18 protein-coding genes are annotated in these 17,212 nt (G+C 35.2%); 2 read left to right on the plus strand and 16 right to left on the minus strand.

The features are described 5' to 3' along the window. Nucleotides 1-8 precede the first annotated feature (8 nt). Nucleotides 9-2,396: a homocysteine S-methyltransferase family protein gene (locus C8E03_RS03230; RefSeq protein WP_110290273.1), complete on the plus strand. Its 2,388-nt coding sequence runs from the start codon at nt 9-11 to the stop codon at nt 2,394-2,396. Nucleotides 2,397-2,528: 132 nt separating this feature from the next. On the opposite strand, the gene C8E03_RS03235 is transcribed toward C8E03_RS03230, so the two are convergent. The 8 genes from C8E03_RS03235 to sigG all read right to left on the minus strand — a co-directional run bounded on the left by C8E03_RS03235 (nt 2,529) and on the right by sigG (nt 7,044). Next, entirely contained in the window at nt 2,529-3,395 is an 867-nt protein-coding gene (locus tag C8E03_RS03235) for a DegV family protein (protein WP_094376880.1), read from the minus strand. A 135-nt stretch (nt 3,396-3,530) separates the two neighbouring features. Beyond that, complete coding sequence (locus C8E03_RS03240) at nt 3,531-3,791, minus strand: PRC-barrel domain-containing protein (RefSeq protein WP_094376881.1); 261 nt, start codon at nt 3,789-3,791, stop codon at nt 3,531-3,533. A gap of 99 nt (nt 3,792-3,890) precedes the next feature. Beyond that, nucleotides 3,891-4,175, minus strand: coding sequence for a LiaI-LiaF-like domain-containing protein (locus C8E03_RS03245; protein ID WP_094376882.1), 285 nt, complete (start codon nt 4,173-4,175; stop codon nt 3,891-3,893). After that, entirely contained in the window at nt 4,162-4,692 is a 531-nt protein-coding gene (locus C8E03_RS03250) for a hypothetical protein (RefSeq protein WP_094376883.1), read from the minus strand. The genes C8E03_RS03245 and C8E03_RS03250 overlap by 14 nt, the downstream gene beginning before the upstream one ends. Next, nucleotides 4,689-5,147, minus strand: a complete 459-nt coding sequence (locus C8E03_RS03255) for a hypothetical protein (RefSeq protein ID WP_094376884.1) — start codon at nt 5,145-5,147, stop codon at nt 4,689-4,691. Before C8E03_RS03255 ends, C8E03_RS03250 begins: the two co-directional genes overlap by 4 nt. Continuing rightward, nucleotides 5,148-5,651: an RNA polymerase sigma factor gene (locus C8E03_RS03260; protein ID WP_094376885.1), complete on the minus strand. Its 504-nt coding sequence runs from the start codon at nt 5,649-5,651 to the stop codon at nt 5,148-5,150. Nucleotides 5,652-5,862: 211 nt separating this feature from the next. Beyond that, nucleotides 5,863-6,246, minus strand: a complete 384-nt coding sequence (locus C8E03_RS03265) for a hypothetical protein (protein WP_094376886.1) — start codon at nt 6,244-6,246, stop codon at nt 5,863-5,865. A 15-nt stretch (nt 6,247-6,261) separates the two neighbouring features. Beyond that, the gene (gene sigG / locus C8E03_RS03270; RefSeq protein ID WP_094376887.1) at nt 6,262-7,044 is read right to left on the minus strand and encodes an RNA polymerase sporulation sigma factor SigG; all 783 of its coding nucleotides are present in this window, start codon (nt 7,042-7,044) and stop codon (nt 6,262-6,264) included. Between the two features lie 247 nt (nt 7,045-7,291). Between sigG and C8E03_RS03275 the strand changes: the two genes are divergently transcribed. Further along, nucleotides 7,292-8,488 carry an LL-diaminopimelate aminotransferase gene (locus C8E03_RS03275; protein ID WP_110290274.1) on the plus strand — a complete coding sequence of 399 codons (1,197 nt, stop codon included), beginning with the start codon at nt 7,292-7,294 and terminating at the stop codon, nt 8,486-8,488. A gap of 61 nt (nt 8,489-8,549) precedes the next feature. Here the strand turns inward: C8E03_RS03275 and C8E03_RS03280 are convergent, their stop codons facing one another. The 8 genes from C8E03_RS03280 to rpsO form a co-directional block, all read right to left on the minus strand. Then, on the minus strand, nt 8,550-9,350 hold the full coding sequence (locus C8E03_RS03280) for a histidinol-phosphatase HisJ family protein (protein ID WP_110290275.1): 801 nt from the start codon (nt 9,348-9,350) through the stop codon (nt 8,550-8,552). A 232-nt stretch (nt 9,351-9,582) separates the two neighbouring features. Continuing rightward, nucleotides 9,583-10,254, minus strand: a complete 672-nt coding sequence (locus tag C8E03_RS03285) for an ABC transporter ATP-binding protein (protein WP_094376291.1) — start codon at nt 10,252-10,254, stop codon at nt 9,583-9,585. Nucleotides 10,255-10,258: 4 nt separating this feature from the next. Continuing rightward, a complete protein-coding gene (locus C8E03_RS03290; RefSeq protein WP_110290276.1) occupies nt 10,259-10,999 on the minus strand; it encodes a hypothetical protein in 741 nt (246 codons plus the stop codon). 13 nt (nt 11,000-11,012) lie between these two features. Continuing rightward, nucleotides 11,013-12,452 (minus strand): ABC transporter permease, encoded by a 1,440-nt coding sequence (locus C8E03_RS03295; protein ID WP_110290277.1) that lies wholly within the window; start codon nt 12,450-12,452, stop codon nt 11,013-11,015. Further along, nucleotides 12,449-14,356 carry an efflux RND transporter periplasmic adaptor subunit gene (locus C8E03_RS03300; protein WP_170122880.1) on the minus strand — a complete coding sequence of 636 codons (1,908 nt, stop codon included), beginning with the start codon at nt 14,354-14,356 and terminating at the stop codon, nt 12,449-12,451. The genes C8E03_RS03295 and C8E03_RS03300 overlap by 4 nt, the downstream gene beginning before the upstream one ends. A 51-nt stretch (nt 14,357-14,407) precedes the next feature. Continuing rightward, the gene (locus C8E03_RS22570) at nt 14,408-14,533 is read right to left on the minus strand and encodes a hypothetical protein (RefSeq protein ID WP_278321164.1); all 126 of its coding nucleotides are present in this window, start codon (nt 14,531-14,533) and stop codon (nt 14,408-14,410) included. Between the two features lie 68 nt (nt 14,534-14,601). Then, the gene (locus C8E03_RS03305) at nt 14,602-16,689 is read right to left on the minus strand and encodes a polyribonucleotide nucleotidyltransferase (RefSeq protein ID WP_110290279.1); all 2,088 of its coding nucleotides are present in this window, start codon (nt 16,687-16,689) and stop codon (nt 14,602-14,604) included. A gap of 246 nt (nt 16,690-16,935) precedes the next feature. Next, nucleotides 16,936-17,202, minus strand: a complete 267-nt coding sequence (gene rpsO / locus C8E03_RS03310; protein ID WP_094376286.1) for a 30S ribosomal protein S15 — start codon at nt 17,200-17,202, stop codon at nt 16,936-16,938. Nucleotides 17,203-17,212 lie beyond the last annotated feature (10 nt).

Here is a 17,212-nt window from a genome sequence, read left to right on the forward strand (position 1 = left end):
AGCTTATAATGAATTTTAGAAATATATTAGGGACACGAATGCTATTTTTTGATGGTGCAATGGGTACGATACTTCAAAGTAAAGGGCTAAAACCCGGTGAAATACCAGAACTTTGGAACTTAACCCATAATGATACCATTTTAGAAATTCATAAAAGCTATCTTAAGGCAGGCTGTGACATTATTAAAGCAAATACCTTTGGAGCAAATCCTTTTAAGCTAAAAGATACCACTTATAGCTGTGAGGAAGTTGTCACAGCAGGCATCATGCTTGCAAAAGATGCCGTTGCAAAGACGAATAAAGATGCCTATGTGGCACTTGATATCGGTTCCCTTGGTAAACTGTTAAAGCCCCTTGGAGATTTAGAATTTACTGCTGCCTATGAAGCATTTAAGGAAATCTGTATCGCAGGTGAAAAAGCAGGCGCCGACTTGTGCCTGATAGAAACAGTAAGTGATACCTATGAAATAAAAGCAGCCGTTCTTGCTGCTAAGGAGAACACCCACCTACCAATTATTGTAACAATGATCTTCGATGAAGAAGGAAAATTACTGACCGGGGCTAATGTTGCTGCCGCAACTGCTATGCTTGAGGGGCTTCGAGTTGACGCAATTGGATTTAATTGCGGGCTCGGACCAGTTCAAATGCAAAAGCTATTGCCAGACCTTCATAAAGTATGTTCACTACCAATCGTTGTTAATCCTAATGCCGGACTTCCTGTCGTTGTCGACGGTCAAACCATGTTTAACGTTGATCCTGATGAATTTGCAGACCTAATGAAAGATATTGCCTTAAGTGGAGCTTCCATTTTAGGCGGCTGCTGTGGTACAACTCCTGAACATATTGAAAAAACAATTCAAATGTGCAAAGATATACAACCACTTCAAATTGTTGATAAAGAACGATCTGTTATTTCTTCCTACAGCCAAATTGTAGAATTAAATAACAAACCTAAGATAATTGGCGAACGAATCAATCCAACCGGAAAATCTCGATTGAAACAGGCTCTTAGGGAGGATGACTTAGAATATATTTTAAAAGAAGCATTGGCTCAACAGGAAAGTGGTGCTCATATTCTGGATGTTAATGTAGGACTTCCCGAAATTGATGAAGTGTCCTTAATGGAAAAGACCATCATCGGAATTCAATCTATCGTTGATTTGCCTCTTCAAATTGATACCTCGAATATAGAAGCCATGAAACGCGCAATGCGTATTTATAATGGCAAACCCCTCATTAACTCCGTCAATGGTAAGCAAGATTCTATGGATGCTGTATTTCCTCTCGTTGCTCAATATGGCGGTATGGTTGTTTGCCTCACTCTGGATGAAACGGGCATTCCCGAGACAGTGGAGGGGCGTATCAAGATTGCTGAAAAAATTGTAAAAGAGGCTGCAAAGTATAAAATTGAGAAAAAGGATTTAATCATTGATACTTTGGCAATGACTGTCAGTACCGGACAGGAAAATTCTAAAATAACTTTAGACACTTTGGACTACATCAGAAATCAAATGGGCATTCATACTGTTTTAGGGGTTTCTAATATATCCTTTGGTCTGCCTCAGCGCGAAAAAATTAACACAGCGTTCTTCACCATTGCACTCTATAAGGGTTTAAGTGCCGGTATTATTAATCCTAGCATTGAAGCTATGATGAACGCATACTATTCCTACTGTGCATTAAGTGGAAATGATGAACAATGTATCAATTATATCAATCATTTTTCACAATCTACCGAAAATAAGACTTCTGTTTCCAACCTGCAACAAGACCAGGTTTCCTTGTTCGACGCAGTAGTAAAGGGACTTTCAGAAAGTGCATATACTGCTGCTAAAGAAATGCTGAACACGAAAGCGCCCTTGGATTTAATTGATGAGGACTTGATTCCGGCACTTGACAAGGTCGGACAGGGTTTCGAGAACAAAACTTTATTTCTTCCTCAACTTCTGATGAGCGCAGAAGCTGCTAAGTCTGGGTTTCATGCGATTAAAGAATTATTAGCTAAAAAGGGAAATGTATCTTCCTCTAAAGGAACCATTGTAATAGCAACAGTAAAGGGTGATATCCATGACATAGGCAAAAATATCGTTAAGGTTCTTCTTGAAAACTATGGTTTTCATGTAATCGATTTAGGTAAGGACGTCTCTCCTGAACAAATAGTCCAAACGGCAGTTGAAAATCAAGTTAAATTAATAGGACTTAGCGCTTTGATGACCACGACTGTTGCAAATATGGAAATCACGATTCAGCAATTAAAAACAGCTCTTCCTGATTGCAAGGTGATGGTGGGCGGTGCTGTTTTAACACAGACTTATGCTGATATGATTGGAGCTGATTTTTATTCAAAGGACGCTATGGGCTCCATACGATATGCAAATGAGCTATTTGCAGTATAATAATCATGCGTATTAAATCAAGTAAGTACTTTATTATCCTATAAAATGCAGCGCAATTTCCCAGGATAGAAAAATGCCAGAATTTCATTTTTGAATTCTGGCTTATATTTTTTTAATCATTTATAATATTAATTAAATGTGTATCTTACGCGATACCGCTATAGCAAGGGAACCTGGACCTATATGACATGCTACACTTAACGATAGCTCATCCACATAAATAGGCACATTCGAATAAGTTTCTTTCAATTCCTCTTTTAGTTTTAATGCTGCCTCTTCATTATTCGTATGAGCAATTTGGAGATAGTAATCATTCTCTTTTATTCCTCCAAAACGATTAACTATGTCATCTTGAATAGCACTCATCATCATCGACTTAGCCTGCTTTACTGTTTTGGCTTTTGCAAAAGCCTCTAGCTTTTCTCCCTGTATCTGTAAGACAGGTTTTAATCTAAGTACCGTACCAAGTGCTGCTGCTGCAGGTGTTATCCTTCCACCCTTTTTCAAATATTTTAATGTATCTACCATAATATAAATGCTGGATTCAAACTTATTTTTCTCTAGTATTAGTTTAATCTCAGATGCAGATTTATTAAGTTCTGTAAGCTCCAAAGCATCTAATACTGATTGTCTTTGCGTTACAGATATCCTCTGATTATTTACAACTTCAACTCTTCCATCGTAGTCCTGTGCCAAAGCTGTGGCAGTACTACAGGATCCGCTAAGTCCACTTGACATCGGAATATGTACAATTTCATCATAATCTTTTAATATCGTGTCCCATAAACTTAAAATGGAATTAATTGAAGGCTGAGATGTAGAAATATCATCATTTGCTTCCAATCTTTCATAAAATTCTTTGCCAGATAGGTTAATATCTTCAAAAAACTCTTCGCCATCAATGGTGAACGGCATCGGTAGTACAAATATTCCTAATTTCTTCGCCTCAGCCTGAGTAATTCCACTATTGCTGTCTGTTATTATTGCTACTCTATTCAAAATAATCTATCCTCCATGTTGTTACATTCTCATGCTATAATAAGCATTTTATCACTTATTTTCCCTAAAAACAAGAGCGGATAATATATATCAAAATTCGTAATAATATAACATTTCAGGAATAGATTGTATTACTTATATTGGAATTCTTTGAGGTTTGCAGTCATCTTTAATTTCTACCAATATAATATCTGGTCCTATTTTACAAATATGATTCCACGGAATGATGTATTCAGAATCTCTTCCAAAAATTCCGCATACTCTTCCAGGACCTGGAACAATAATATCTGTTATTTTACCTGTACATTCATTAAATATAATATCACCGACACATCCAAGTACCCTGCAATCGCATAGATTGATTACTTGTTTGTCCTTAAACTCACATAATCTCATAAATTCACCGACTATTGCTTTGTATCATTATATTATTAAAATATTAATTTTATAATCATCTTTATCAAAGTAACCACTTAACTTACTTACATTTTCTAATTACCTGTAAAATTGAAATAACAATTCCATGGTTGCCATTGACATGGAAAAGAAACTAATAATAATAATCAAAAATATCGCCCCCTTATCATAAATAAATGTTTCGTTTCTACTCTTTGCATTTACCAACAACACTTCTAATCCTAATATGATAAGAATAATTGGCCATAGTTTAAATATCAGTTCATAATGAAACGAAGGTATAAGCATATGTGCCAAAAAAAGCAAGCCAAATACTACCAATACAATTCCCAATGTAATTGTTCCGACTTTATGCACTCTCATTATCCTCAAGCTCCTTTTTCTTTCCTCTTACCATTGATATACCAAGCATAATGATTGCAATCCCCAATACGATTTGAGGCAGCATATCCCCTAATCTGATTATAATATTGGCGAAATAATCAGGTAGCAAAATTCTAAATAGTCGATAAGAATTATTCCATAAAATGGTTAAACCTATAAAGATTAATATTGCTGCAATCATATTATGATATTTGTGAACCAAATCTTTTTTATTTGCCACTAATACTTCTAAATGAAAGGCATAATCATCCTGTAATGAATAAAATTCTTCTTCTGTCAGTGACTTTAAATTATGAACATTGAAGAAACTATAGAACCACAGCAAAGGCAGCCCGAGAACAAAAGCACTTGTTTCAAAAAAGGATGACAAACCTATCAATCCCCAAAAAACAGCCATAATACTGATACCCTGTTTCATAAATCCCATATGCATTTCACCCGCACCCGGTATCAATGAAAATACAAAAGTCCAAAAACCTTTTTTTTGTTTTGTCATTTATCCAATCCTCCATTCACAATTACATTTGATAAATTATTCATAATATTTGTTATTTGATTCGTTTTTTCATCCAACTGATTACCCCAGCTTACAGTGATTGATGCCAAGTTTATATTTTCAAAATAGTTAACTATTTTAATATTTCCCGCTGAAAAGAGCAATATCAATGCACCTAAAACAGCTGCTGTTGTTTTTAAGCTATACATAAACAATTGCACGTTTTTAGAAGCTTTCTTCACCTGAACCTCAGTCTTAACATCAGGCATATGTGTACGTTTTATTAAATTATTTTTTAAATAAGCAGGTGCTTTGAGTCCTTCTTCTATCTCTATGCTCATTAAACGCTCAGCGCAATAAGTACATTGCTTCGTATGCTCTAAAATAAATAACAATTTATCCTGTACTAATTTCCCACGATGAAATTTTATTAAATCTTCGTCCTCAATATGCATTTAACCACTCCTCTCTAATATTTTCTTAATCATTGCCTTTGACCGATATAGTTGTGTTTGTAAAGTTTTAATATTCTTTCCTGTTTTAGCTGCTATGTCTTGAACTGATAATTCATAATAATAATGCTCTAAAGCAATTTCATTATAAGGACTTGCTAATTGTTGGCATATATGGTACACCTGCTGCTTTGATTCCTGAACCAGATAATTCTCTTCTGGTGATTTATCCTCAGACTGTAACTCCAAAAAATATGTATCATTTGTCGGAATTGTACGCCTGCCAGCCTGTTTTAAAAAGTCCAGGCATTTATTCACTGCAATCTTACCAAGCCATGCCTTTTCATAATTTCTGTCAAATTCTGAAAGTTTTTTATAAGCGGATAAAAAAACTTCTTGTGTTAAATCTTCGGCATCAAAACGATTTCCGACTGAATTGTAGCATATGGAATATACTAAATTCTGAAAGTGATCGATGAGATATTCAAAATATTCCTCTTGGTTAATTTTATCCGCCTCCTTTTTATCTGCTCATTTATTATAACGAATCAAATCTAAAATTGTCTTCAACTTTTTAAATTTTTATTCAAAAAATATATTCATATAACTTAAGAGCAAAGAAAGGACTGAGTCCTGTTCATCATAGAACTCAATCCTTATCGGTTAGCTATTTTAATTTTTATTTTGGGGGCAAATAATTATAAAACAATAGTCATTATTATTTTTTAAATTCTGCTTTACAAATGGGGCATGCAATGGTTACTTTACCTTTTTGCCTTTTTACACTAATTGTCTGATTACAAAATGGACAGTGACAGTATTGATGTTCTTTATCTTTAATCCGGCCAAATTTAATATAGACTGGTTTGATTATAGGTTTAAGAAGCTTCATAAAAAAAGCATTTTCCTTATATCTGACTATGTGCTGTTTCGAACAAGCCCGATAGAGATAAGTACCTAAAAAAAGCGAACATAGTATAATATAATCTTCACGATCCGTAAAAAACGCTGCAATTATAATAATCAAAGCTATCACTAATAAAACAATATTTAATTGATCTACGCCGTATCTTCCCGTTAGGATACTTTTGATTTTATTCATGCTCTACCTCTTCATTTATTTAATTTTTAAATAATTTCTCATATTCTTTAAAGCACTTTTTTCAAGCCTTGAAACCTGTGCCTGTGAAATATTAATTTCGCTTGCAACCTCCATTTGTGTTTTCCCTTCAAAAAATCTTAATTCAATAATAAAGCTTTCACGCTCATTCAGCTTTTTCATTGCTTCACTCAGTGAAATTTGCTCTACCCAATTATCTTCTTTATTTTTTTTATCACTTATCTGATCCATAACATACAAGGTATCTCCACCTTCCGTATAAACAGGCTCATATAGGCTGACTGGATTTTGAATGGCATCCAGTGCAAATGCAATATCCTCTTTACTAATTCCTATTTCTGAAGCGATTTCGTTAATGGTAGGTTCCTTAGAATTTCTTTTTGTCAGACTTTCCTTTGCATAAATCGCTTTGTACGCAGTATCCCTAAGCGATCTGCTTACTCTGATTGAATTATTGTCTCTTAAATATCTCCTAATTTCTCCGATTATCATAGGAACTGCATAAGTTGAAAACTTAACATCCAGTGTCGAATCAAAGTTATCAATTGCCTTAATTAAACCAATGCAGCCAATTTGAAACAAGTCATCCACATTTTCATTACTATTGGAAAAGCGTTTTATCACACTTAGAACTAATCTTAAATTGCCCTTAATATATGTTTCTCTTGCAATTTCATCACCTTGCTTAATTTTTTCAAAAAGAATTTCTTTTTCCTCATTTTTAAGTAACGGTAATTTCGATGTATTTACTCCACAAATTTCAACCTTATTAAGCGCCATAGTAAGATTCCTCCTAAAATTTTTCTAATTAAAGTCTTCTCACTATCCTGCATGACTATACGTGAAACACAATAAATTTTTTAAATTTTAGTCCTTGACAAAATCAAAATTTTAATAAATTCTAACTACTTAAGGCTTATTCTAAATTTCTTTTAATAAACATTTATTATCAAAAGCGTAGTCTTGACAAAGAACACTATATTTGATAACATGATTTTAATAGAAACGAATATAAAAGGAGTGTATTATGGCTAAATTAAATGAAAACTATCTAAACTTAAAAGAAAGTTATCTATTCTCTGAAATCGCTCATAGAGTAGATAAGTATATCTCTATTCATCCTGATACAAAAATAATACGTCTTGGTATTGGAGATGTTACTCTACCGATTGGAAGCACAATGATTGATGCTCTTCATGAAGGTGTTGATGCTATGACCTCCTCTTCTACTTTCAAAGGTTATGGTCCAGAAAGAGGTTATGATTTTGTTCGAAATTCCATTGTTGAATATTATAAAAGAAACGGTGTTTCCATAGAAGCTGATGAAATTTTTATCTCAGATGGAGCCAAAAGCGATACTGGAAATATCACTGACTTATTTGATAAAGATAATATTGTAATGGTACCTGACCCTGTCTATCCTGTTTATGTAGATACCAATACAATGGATGGCAGAAACATCATTTATATTGATGCTAATGCCGATAATCAATTTCTGCCAATGCCTGACTCAAATGTTCATGCAGATATTATTTACCTCTGTTCTCCTAATAATCCAACCGGAGCTACTTATAACAAAGAACAATTAAAAACATGGGTTGATTACGCATTGGCAAATAACTCCATTATCTTATTTGATGCTGCTTACGAAGCATTTATAACAGATGAAGCTTTACCAAGAAGTATATTTTCAATAGAAGGGGCAAAAAAATGTGCAATAGAATTTTGCTCCCTATCAAAAACTGCTGGCTTTACCGGAATCCGCTGTGGCTACACAATCGTACCCAAAGCGCTAACCGTTACCGCTTCAACAGGCGCATTGATGTCACTGAATGCTATGTGGAACAGAAGACAATCCACTAAATTCAATGGCGTATCCTATATCGTTCAAAAAGGGGCTGCTGCTGCCTTTTCAGAAAAAGGTATGCAGCAATCCAGACAAAACATTAAATATTATCAGGAAAATGCAAAAATTATTGCCAACTGTTTAGCTAAGAAGAATGTTCGCTTCTTTGGTGGCGTAAATTCTCCGTATATATGGTTTGAGTGTCCTAATGAAATGGAGTCTTGGGCATTCTTTGATTATTTATTAGAAAATGTACAGGTGGTTGGAACTCCTGGTGCGGGATTTGGTAAGAATGGTCAGAATTTTTTCCGTCTCACTTCTTTTGGAAATAGAGAAAATACAATTGAAGCTATGGAAAGAATCGAAAATTTGCTTTAAATCATTTTTAAGGGGATACTGGTTAAAATATCCCCTTACTTTAATCATAAGGCAAAAGTTCTTAAATTTTTTTAAAACTTGGCTTTCGGTTTTCAAATATAGTAATGTATTGAAATCCAGCCTCTTTAAGTAATTCCTGTCCTTGTTTGATTGTCGTTCCAATCTGGCCTATTTTATGAGCATCGGAACCAACCGTAATAATCTCACCACCGCATTCCTTATATAATTTTATAATAGACAGGGGAGGCATCGTTTCATTCATAGGCTGTAACAAGCCGGATGTATTAACCTCAATTCCTTTGCCACGCTCTATCACCTTTTTAAACAATTCTCTAAACTGCGCTTCAAATAATTTTAAATCAACTCTCTTATGCTCTTTTTGGTAAATATATCTTAATGGATAAGTAAGATGTCCTAATACATCAAAATTATAATTGACAGTAAGTTCAGATAGACACATCAAATATTCTCTATAAACTTCATTACAATCTAATTGTTTAAAATCATACTCATAGACATCGATATCATCCTTTATGTTATGAATAGAACCTATAATAAAATCTAAGGAATATTTTTCCATGAATTTTCTGCTCTCAGCCGGATTAGCCTGAGGTTGACCAAGCTCCACACCTTTTCTAATGATTAACTTTCCATCAAATTCAATTTTTGCTCTCTCAATGTCTTGATATAAGCTATCACAATCCAGTATACTTTCATAAGGTTTATCACTAAAAATATCCATATGATCTGTCAAAGCAATTTCATTGATACCACGTTTCATTGCCATATTACAAATATCTTCTATCTGTTCATACCCATCAAAGGAATATTTTGTATGTATATGATAATCAGCTAAATACATAATCGTACCTCTTATCTTTCCAAGTAAATTACTTTTACAATAAGATTATACACCCAAACAAATATAGTGTAAACTAAAGTCACTTGCTTTCACTGCAAGTGACCTGTTCGTTTTTGATTTAGTTAAAGTAAATGCACACAAAATACAATCCTATTTCACTTTATTGCTTCAAAACTTAGGATTTAGCTTTGCAAACTTCTCGCGAATATCTTGATCGTTACAAATCTAAATACTATTCAAACATTTCTCCATCGATAATTCGTACAATGCGCTTTGCATGCTCTGCTACCGTCAAGTCATGTGTAATCATTATGATTGTATTACCCATTTCATTTAGTTTATTAAATAAGGCTAAAACCTCCTTACCAGTATTTCTGTCCAAAGCTCCTGTTGGTTCATCTGCTAATAAAATAGCTGGATTACCTACCAAAGCCCTTGCAATTGCAACACGTTGCTGCTGACCGCCTGATAATTCACTCGGTTTATGTTTTAATCTTTTATCTAACCCGAGCATTTCAATGGTATCTTTGCATTCTTCTTCCGCTTGCGTATGACTCTTACCACGTACTAATAGTGGCATTATAATATTTTGCATAACTGTATAGGTGGGTATTAAATGATATTTTTGAAAAATAAAACCAATTTCACTATTTCTTATTTTAGTAAGATTTTTCTCCTTAGTTTCGTGAATGGGCAGGGAATTTAAAAAATATTCTCCTGAATCAGCAACATCCATGCAGCCAATGATATTCATCAGAGTTGATTTTCCAGAACCTGAAGGTCCTAAAATTGCAAGATAATCTCCTTTTTCCACTTCCAGATTGATGCTTTTTAGCACCTCTAGCCTTTCATTCCCAACATCATAGCCTTTACATATATCTTTAATTTTTATCATCGCTTCCATTCTGTTACCCCACAATATATATGGCAACAATCACATCTTCGCCATTATCATTCGTTTCTGTTACTATCTTTAATGTGTTATCAACTGCAATTCTCGAAAATGTTGTTACTGTCCCAAGTAATGTTGTTACCGGAGTACCTACCGGAATGGTAGTAGTCATCTCTTCGCCTGTTAATGTATACATAGTTACCTGAGACTGTGTTTCCTTTTCAGAATCCTTTTCCTTAGAAGCATCATCGGAAGAATCTCTACCACCTGACGGCATATCTGAAGAGTCCCCCGAATCCAAACCATCCTGGCTGGGCATATTATCTCCGGATGTACGCTCCTGCGTATCAAAAGCTTTCTCTTCACTCTCATCAATCGTACTATTCTGACTGTCTGACCCATTTTCAACAGTCATATCCTGTGTAGTGTCTTCTTCCTTTTGAACTTCTTGCTGAGTTGAATCCGTAGATGTACTTTCTGCAATCGAATCTTTTTCTGTTTTATTCGTATCCGTATCTGATGAATTTACACTATCCTCATCTTGCCTATTCCCCTTGCTTTCTGATGAATCTACTTCTTTTGCTAAAGCAAGAGTTATCTCATTTCCATAAATTGCGGTTACCTGAGCAATAATTAAGCTTTGATTACTTTCAAGCTTCAAATCTCCGTCAAGAGCTTTATTTCCGGTGCTATTACTATTACCACATCCTGTCATTGTCAAAATAAATACTAATATAATGGCGCTCCATTTCTTCATCTTTATCTCTCTCCTATTCCTCGCTTAATGCTTCTACTGGCACTAAACTTGATGCCTTAAGAGCCGGATAAAATCCAAATAATGTTCCTGTCAAAATTGCAAATAATACCGCAACAACATCTCCTATTACAGATGCCTCTACACGAATCCCAAAAAGCTCTACAATCGGAATAACAATAAAGCTTACTACCACTCCAAGTACTCCTCCTAGTGTACTAATAAAGGCGGCTTCTAATAAGAATTCTACTAATATATCCTTCTTGGAGCATCCTATTGCTTTGAGAATGCCAATTTCTTTCGTTCTTTCTTTTACTGATACAAATAATACATTCATAATTCCAATACCCCCGACAATAAATACTATAGTTGCCATTGCAGCTAATAACATAGTCAAAGTATTGGCAGAAGATTTTGCTGCTTCCATTTTACTGCCAGCATCTGTTATCGTAAATTCGGCGTTAGGATAGGATTCTCCTAATACACTTTCAATATTGCTTACTACCTCATCTACATTATTTACATCAGATGATATTACTGTAATAGTAGGGCTTACATCTGTACCAGTAATATATTTAATCGCTGTGTTATAAGGTACGAAAATTGCATCATCCGGACTTATTCCTGATGAAACGGTGCCCATCTGTGATAAGACTCCATTAATAACATAAGGTCTTTCATCAATATAAATTGTACTGTCATAAGCATCAAGCGCACTGCCAAAAATTTCAGTTGCAAGAGTATATCCAATGATGCAGACCTTTTCTTTATTCTCATTATTACTTTCAGTAATAAAATCACCAATCTCCATAGATAAATTACTCATGCTTGCATAGTTGGTTTTTACACCTGCCACGGTATAGCTGGTTTCTTCTTCTAATTCGCCTCCGGTTACGGTACTTTTTGTAGTAAGAGAAATGGTTACATCCTCAATGCCTGGTACAAATACCTCCAAATCGTCTACATCATCTTCACTAAGAGTAATTTTTTCCTGATTAAGCATGGAGTCTTCAAAGTTTTCCATATTACCACCAATCATAAAACCGGAATCTCCACCCATAGATGGAGGTCCACCTGAACTGCTTCCTGAGGAAGAGGAACCTCCCTCTGATGACCCGCCGCCTGATGGCATGGAGCCTCCTCCACCTGATGGCATGGAACCTCCTCCTGATGGCATGGAACCTCCGCCACCTGACGGACCACCTCCTCCACCGCCTCCTTGAGAGGAGGAACCTCCTGATGAACTTTCGCTATCTATTGTATAAGAAATGTCAATTGCTCCGGCATTTAAGTTCTTAAATTGATCAGCAACTTCCATTTGTCCGCCGCGTCCGACCGCAATTACCATTACAATCGTAGCAGCACCTACTATAATTCCTACAGAAGTGAGCAGCACTTTGAATTTGTTTTGTACTATATTAAGCCAGACTATTCTAATTAATTCACTTAGTGTCACTCTGATTTCACCTGACTTTCAATTAGCGCTGTCTCCCCTTCTGATAATCCACTCACAACTTCAACATTACTTCCATCTGAAAATCCAGTAGTTACTTCACGTTCTTCAATTGTTCCATCGCTATTCTTTACCTTTACATAGGTCTTAGTATCTTCTGTAATAATTGCCTTGTTAGAAACATATAAAACATTATCCATTTCCTTTGTAATAAAGGTCACATTCGCAGTCATACCTGAATATAGGGTGGAAACATCACCATTTACTTTCACCGTTACTGCATAACTTACCGTAGATGATTTCTCTGAGGTTGGACTTGTAGCAATCTCAGACACTGTTCCTTCATATGCCGTACCCTCATATGCAGTAAATTCAATATTAACCGTGTCATTTACAGCTATTGAAGCTACATCCTCCTGATCTACTGATACGCTGATTGTTACTTCATCCGGATTTCCATATGTTACAATTGAAGTCGAAGAGCTAATTTCATCACCTGCTACATATCCGACTGAAATAATGGTTCCTGAAAAATTTGCTTTTACAATAGAATCGACTACTAAGGAATTAAAGGTATCCAATGCCTCCTGAGCATCCTCAAGTGTTTCCTCTGCTTCCGTTAAATCATCATCTAATCCATTGGTTTCTATATTATACAATGTGTCAGCGTTGTTGCTTGTGATTTGCTCTTCCTTCATGGATTGTTCAGCATCAATTAATCCCTCTGTCTGCTTTGCTACTTTTTCATCATATTCTGCCTTTAGCGTATCATATTCTGCTTCTTTTTCTGCTAAGGCTGTTTCGCCTTCAGCAACCATTTCTTCATAGGAAGCTATGCCTGATTCGTAATTTGAATAAGCTGTTTCATAATCAGATTTTGCTGTTGACAAATTTGATTTTGCTGTTGACAAACTAGACTTTGCTGTACTGTAGCTTTCTTTCAGACTTGTAAGCTCCGTATTTAATTCGTCTAACGTTTTTTCATTATTCTGTGTTGAATCATAGCTTGATATCTGTGTCTCTAATTCTGTTATTTGCTCCTTTAAGGTTGACATTGTTTCCTTTAAGGTTGACACCTCTTCTTTGTATTTGTCAATTAATGCGGAATATTTATCACACTTTTCAATTAAGCCATCTATATCATATTGTTCATAATATTTTGCATTCCACTCCTCTGTAAATGTGGATACTGTATCCTCCCAATCAGTAATAGCATCGGATGCTTCCTCTACTGCGTCCTTTAAATCCTGTGCAGTTGCATTATATTCTGCTGAAGCGGTTGAGTTTTTAGAACTATTGCTTTTGTATGTATAATCTGCATCATTCTGCGCTAACTGCTGTTCAATTTTCTCATTTTCCACGTTCAGTGTTGCTGTTTTTACAGCAGATTCCAGATAATTTAAAACCTTTTGATAGCTTTTATCTGTAACCTTTAAAATCTGATCTCCTTCATTGACTGACTGACTGGATGCTACATACACTTCTTCCACTTCTAACGCTGGGGATGATGAACTTGAGGTAGTCGATGAACTTGAAGAGGAATTTCCAGATGAACTGCTAGAACTGCTTGTTGAGCTACTGGATGTACTGCTTGTTGAACTACTGGATGTACTGCTTGACGATTTGGAAACTGAAACTGCTGTAACATCATAATCAAGTGTTTCTGTTCCAATTGAAGTAGTTCCGCTTTCCGTAATACCTACTGTCAGATTTCCGTATTGTACCTGTGTTTCCTTATACACAGTATCATTTTCCTTTGATGAGGATGCATATACATTGGCCGCAACAACTCCACTTACTATTAAAATTGCAGCAATTGCCAGACTAATAAAAACTTTTTTATTTTTGCTTGCTAGCTTCGCTTTCATTTTTTCTATTAGTTCCTTAGATTTTACTTTTACTGACATAGTAACCTCCCTGTAATTGATTGTATCGTAATCAAGCATAGCTTATCATTGCTATGTGATTGCTAAGTGATAAAACTGTGCACGGATTGTTAATTTCAAGTAAGATTCTGCTTCCTTACGCATTCTTGCGCATTGTGTTTTTATTTCATAGGAATCAATACCTTTATAGGTAACCACGGCAATTTCCTATTAAGTGAAAAAAGCAATAGCTCTAACTCAGCTATTGCTTTTTTCACTTAATAGGATTATTCTTCTATATCTTTCATACTTAAATTAATTCTACCCATTTTATCTACTTCAATTACTTTTACTGTAACAACGTCTCCGATGTTTACTACATCTTCAACCTTATTTACACGTTCTTTCGAAAGTTTTGAGATATGAACTAGACCATCCTTGTTCGGCGCCAATTCTACAAAAGCGCCAAATTGCATAATTCTAACTACTTTACCTGTTAAAATCTGACCTGTTTCAATATCTGTCACAATCGCTTTAATGATTTCTTTTGCCCTATCAATCCCTTCTGACTCAATACCACAAATAGAAACTCTTCCATCATCCGTAATATCTATTTTAACACCAGTTTCTTCAATAATTTTATTGATAGTCTTACCTTTTTGTCCAATAATTTCACTTATTTTCATTGGGTCAACTTGAATTTGAACAATTTTAGGTGCATATTTTCCTACTTCTTCTCTTGGCTTAGCAATTGCAGGAATCATTACTTCATTTAAGATGTATGTTCTTGCTTCCTTTGTTCTTCGAATCGCCTCTTCGATAATTGGTCTTGTTAATCCATGAATCTTAATATCCATTTGAATTGCAGTAATACCGTCATGGGTACCTGCTACCTTAAAATCCATATCTCCAAAGAAATCTTCCAGGCCCTGAATATCTGTCAATACAATATAATCCTCATCCGTATCACCAGTTACAAGACCTGTTGAAATTCCGGCTACTGGTTTTTTAATAGGTACACCTGCTGCCATAAGTGATAACGTAGAAGCACAAATACTTGCCTGTGATGTAGAACCATTTGACTCAAATGTCTCTGATACCGTTCTAATTGCATAAGGAAATTCCTCTTCACTTGGAAGTACTGGAATCAATGCCCTTTCAGCTAATGCACCATGTCCGATTTCACGACGTCCCGGACCTCTGGAAGGCTTCGTTTCACCAACTGAGTAGGATGGGAAGTTATAATGATGCATATATCTTTTTGTCTTCTCTGCTTCATCCAATCCATCAATTCTCTGCGCATCTGATAATGGTGCTAAGGTAGTAATCGTACAGATTTGAGTTTGACCACGCGTAAACATACCTGAACCATGAACCCTTGGAATTAAATCGATTTCTGCCGCAAGTGGTCTGATTTGATCCATCTTTCTACCATCTGGACGTTTATGGTCTTTTAAAATCATCTTGCGAACCGTCTTTTTCTGATATTGATACAATGCTTCACCAATTAGTGGAAGCCATTCTTCCTTTTCAGCAAAAGATGCTTCGAATTTATCTCTGATATTTCTAATATTCTCTTCTCTAACCTGTTTCACATCTGTAAATACAGCTTCTTCCATTTCTTCAGGTGTAACAATTTCTTTCATTGCAAGAAATAGTTCCTCCGGAATTGCACAACTTTCATAAGAATGCTTTTCCTTACCACATTCTGCAACGATTTCATTAATAAATTTGATAACCTGCTGATTTACCGCATGTGCTGCAAAAATAGCTTCAATCATTTTATCCTCTGGTACTTCGTTTGCACCGGCTTCAATCATAATTACCTTTTCACTTGTAGATGCAACAGTGAGCTGTAAATCTGATGTAAGCTTTTGCTCCGCGTTTGGATTAAACACAAATTCTTTATTTACCAGACCAACCTGTGTGGTCGCACATGGACCATCAAATGGAATATCTGATATAGCAGTTGCAATTGCCGAACCTAACATAGCTGTCAATTCCGGACTGCAATCAGGATCCACTGATAATACCAGATTATTTAAGGTAACATCATTACGATAATCCTTAGGAAATAATGGACGCATTGGTCTGTCAATTACTCTAGAGGTCAAAATTGCATTTTCTGAAGCTTTTCCTTCTCTCTTGTTAAAACCTCCCGGTATTTTTCCTACTGAATACAACTTTTCTTCATACTCTACACTTAACGGGAAAAAATCAATTCCTTCTCTTGGTTTCTCTGATGCCGTAGCCGTTGACAATACTACTGTATCACCATAGTGCATAAGTGCTGCACCATTTGCCTGTGCTGCAACACGCTTTACATCAACCGTAAGTGTTCTGCCAGCCAATTCCATTGAATAACTTTTATACATACTGTATCTCCTTTTACTTTGATAGTGGTAAAAGACACCGAAACTACTGAAAAATACACTTTTAAAAAGCTTCTTTTAAAAATATACTTTTCAGCGGTCTCGGGTGCAATCTTTTACCTATAATTTACTAGATTATTTTGCCTTTGCAAAAATATCTTCACCATTACCATTTTCTGGAAATGATATGGTATAACTCAAAAATATAGGGCGGATTTCTCCGCCCCTTTACTCTTTACTTGGCAAAGATTACTTTCTGATTCCTAAACGCTCGATTAAAGCACGATATCTTTCAATATCTGATTTCTTTAAGTATGCAAGTAATCCTCTTCTTTGACCAACCATTTTGAAAAGTCCTCTTCTAGAATGATGATCTTTATTATTGTTCTTTAAATGCTCTGTCAACTCATTAATTCTTTCTGACAAAATAGCAATCTGAACTTCAGGTGAACCTGTGTCTCCTTCTGTTCTGGCATAAGCTTTAATTATTTCTGCTTTCTTTTCCTTTGAAATCATTTAAATTTCC

The organism is Lachnotalea glycerini, from assembly GCF_003201285.1.
Lineage (GTDB): Bacteria > Bacillota > Clostridia > Lachnospirales > Lachnospiraceae > Lachnotalea > Lachnotalea glycerini.

Excerpts from the sequence above, each read along its gene's own strand:
- C8E03_RS03285 (WP_094376291.1), bottom strand. The coding sequence starts at position 10,254 with ATGGAAGCGATGATAAAAATTAAAGATATATGTAAAGGCTATGATGTT.
- C8E03_RS03250 (WP_094376883.1), bottom strand. The coding sequence starts at position 4,692 with ATGACAAAACAAAAAAAAGGTTTTTGGACTTTTGTATTTTCATTGATA.
- C8E03_RS03230 (WP_110290273.1), top strand. The coding sequence starts at position 9 with ATGAATTTTAGAAATATATTAGGGACACGAATGCTATTTTTTGATGGT.
- sigG (WP_094376887.1), bottom strand. The coding sequence starts at position 7,044 with ATGGCGCTTAATAAGGTTGAAATTTGTGGAGTAAATACATCGAAATTA.
- rpsO (WP_094376286.1), bottom strand. The coding sequence starts at position 17,202 with ATGATTTCAAAGGAAAAGAAAGCAGAAATAATTAAAGCTTATGCCAGA.
- C8E03_RS03245 (WP_094376882.1), bottom strand. The coding sequence starts at position 4,175 with ATGAGAGTGCATAAAGTCGGAACAATTACATTGGGAATTGTATTGGTA.
- C8E03_RS03240 (WP_094376881.1), bottom strand. The coding sequence starts at position 3,791 with ATGAGATTATGTGAGTTTAAGGACAAACAAGTAATCAATCTATGCGAT.
- C8E03_RS03255 (WP_094376884.1), bottom strand. The coding sequence starts at position 5,147 with ATGCATATTGAGGACGAAGATTTAATAAAATTTCATCGTGGGAAATTA.
- C8E03_RS03275 (WP_110290274.1), top strand. The coding sequence starts at position 7,292 with ATGGCTAAATTAAATGAAAACTATCTAAACTTAAAAGAAAGTTATCTA.
- C8E03_RS03305 (WP_110290279.1), bottom strand. The coding sequence starts at position 16,689 with ATGTATAAAAGTTATTCAATGGAATTGGCTGGCAGAACACTTACGGTT.
- C8E03_RS03300 (WP_170122880.1), bottom strand. The coding sequence starts at position 14,356 with ATGTCAGTAAAAGTAAAATCTAAGGAACTAATAGAAAAAATGAAAGCG.
- C8E03_RS03265 (WP_094376886.1), bottom strand. The coding sequence starts at position 6,246 with ATGAATAAAATCAAAAGTATCCTAACGGGAAGATACGGCGTAGATCAA.
- C8E03_RS03290 (WP_110290276.1), bottom strand. The coding sequence starts at position 10,999 with ATGAAGAAATGGAGCGCCATTATATTAGTATTTATTTTGACAATGACA.
- C8E03_RS03280 (WP_110290275.1), bottom strand. The coding sequence starts at position 9,350 with ATGTATTTAGCTGATTATCATATACATACAAAATATTCCTTTGATGGG.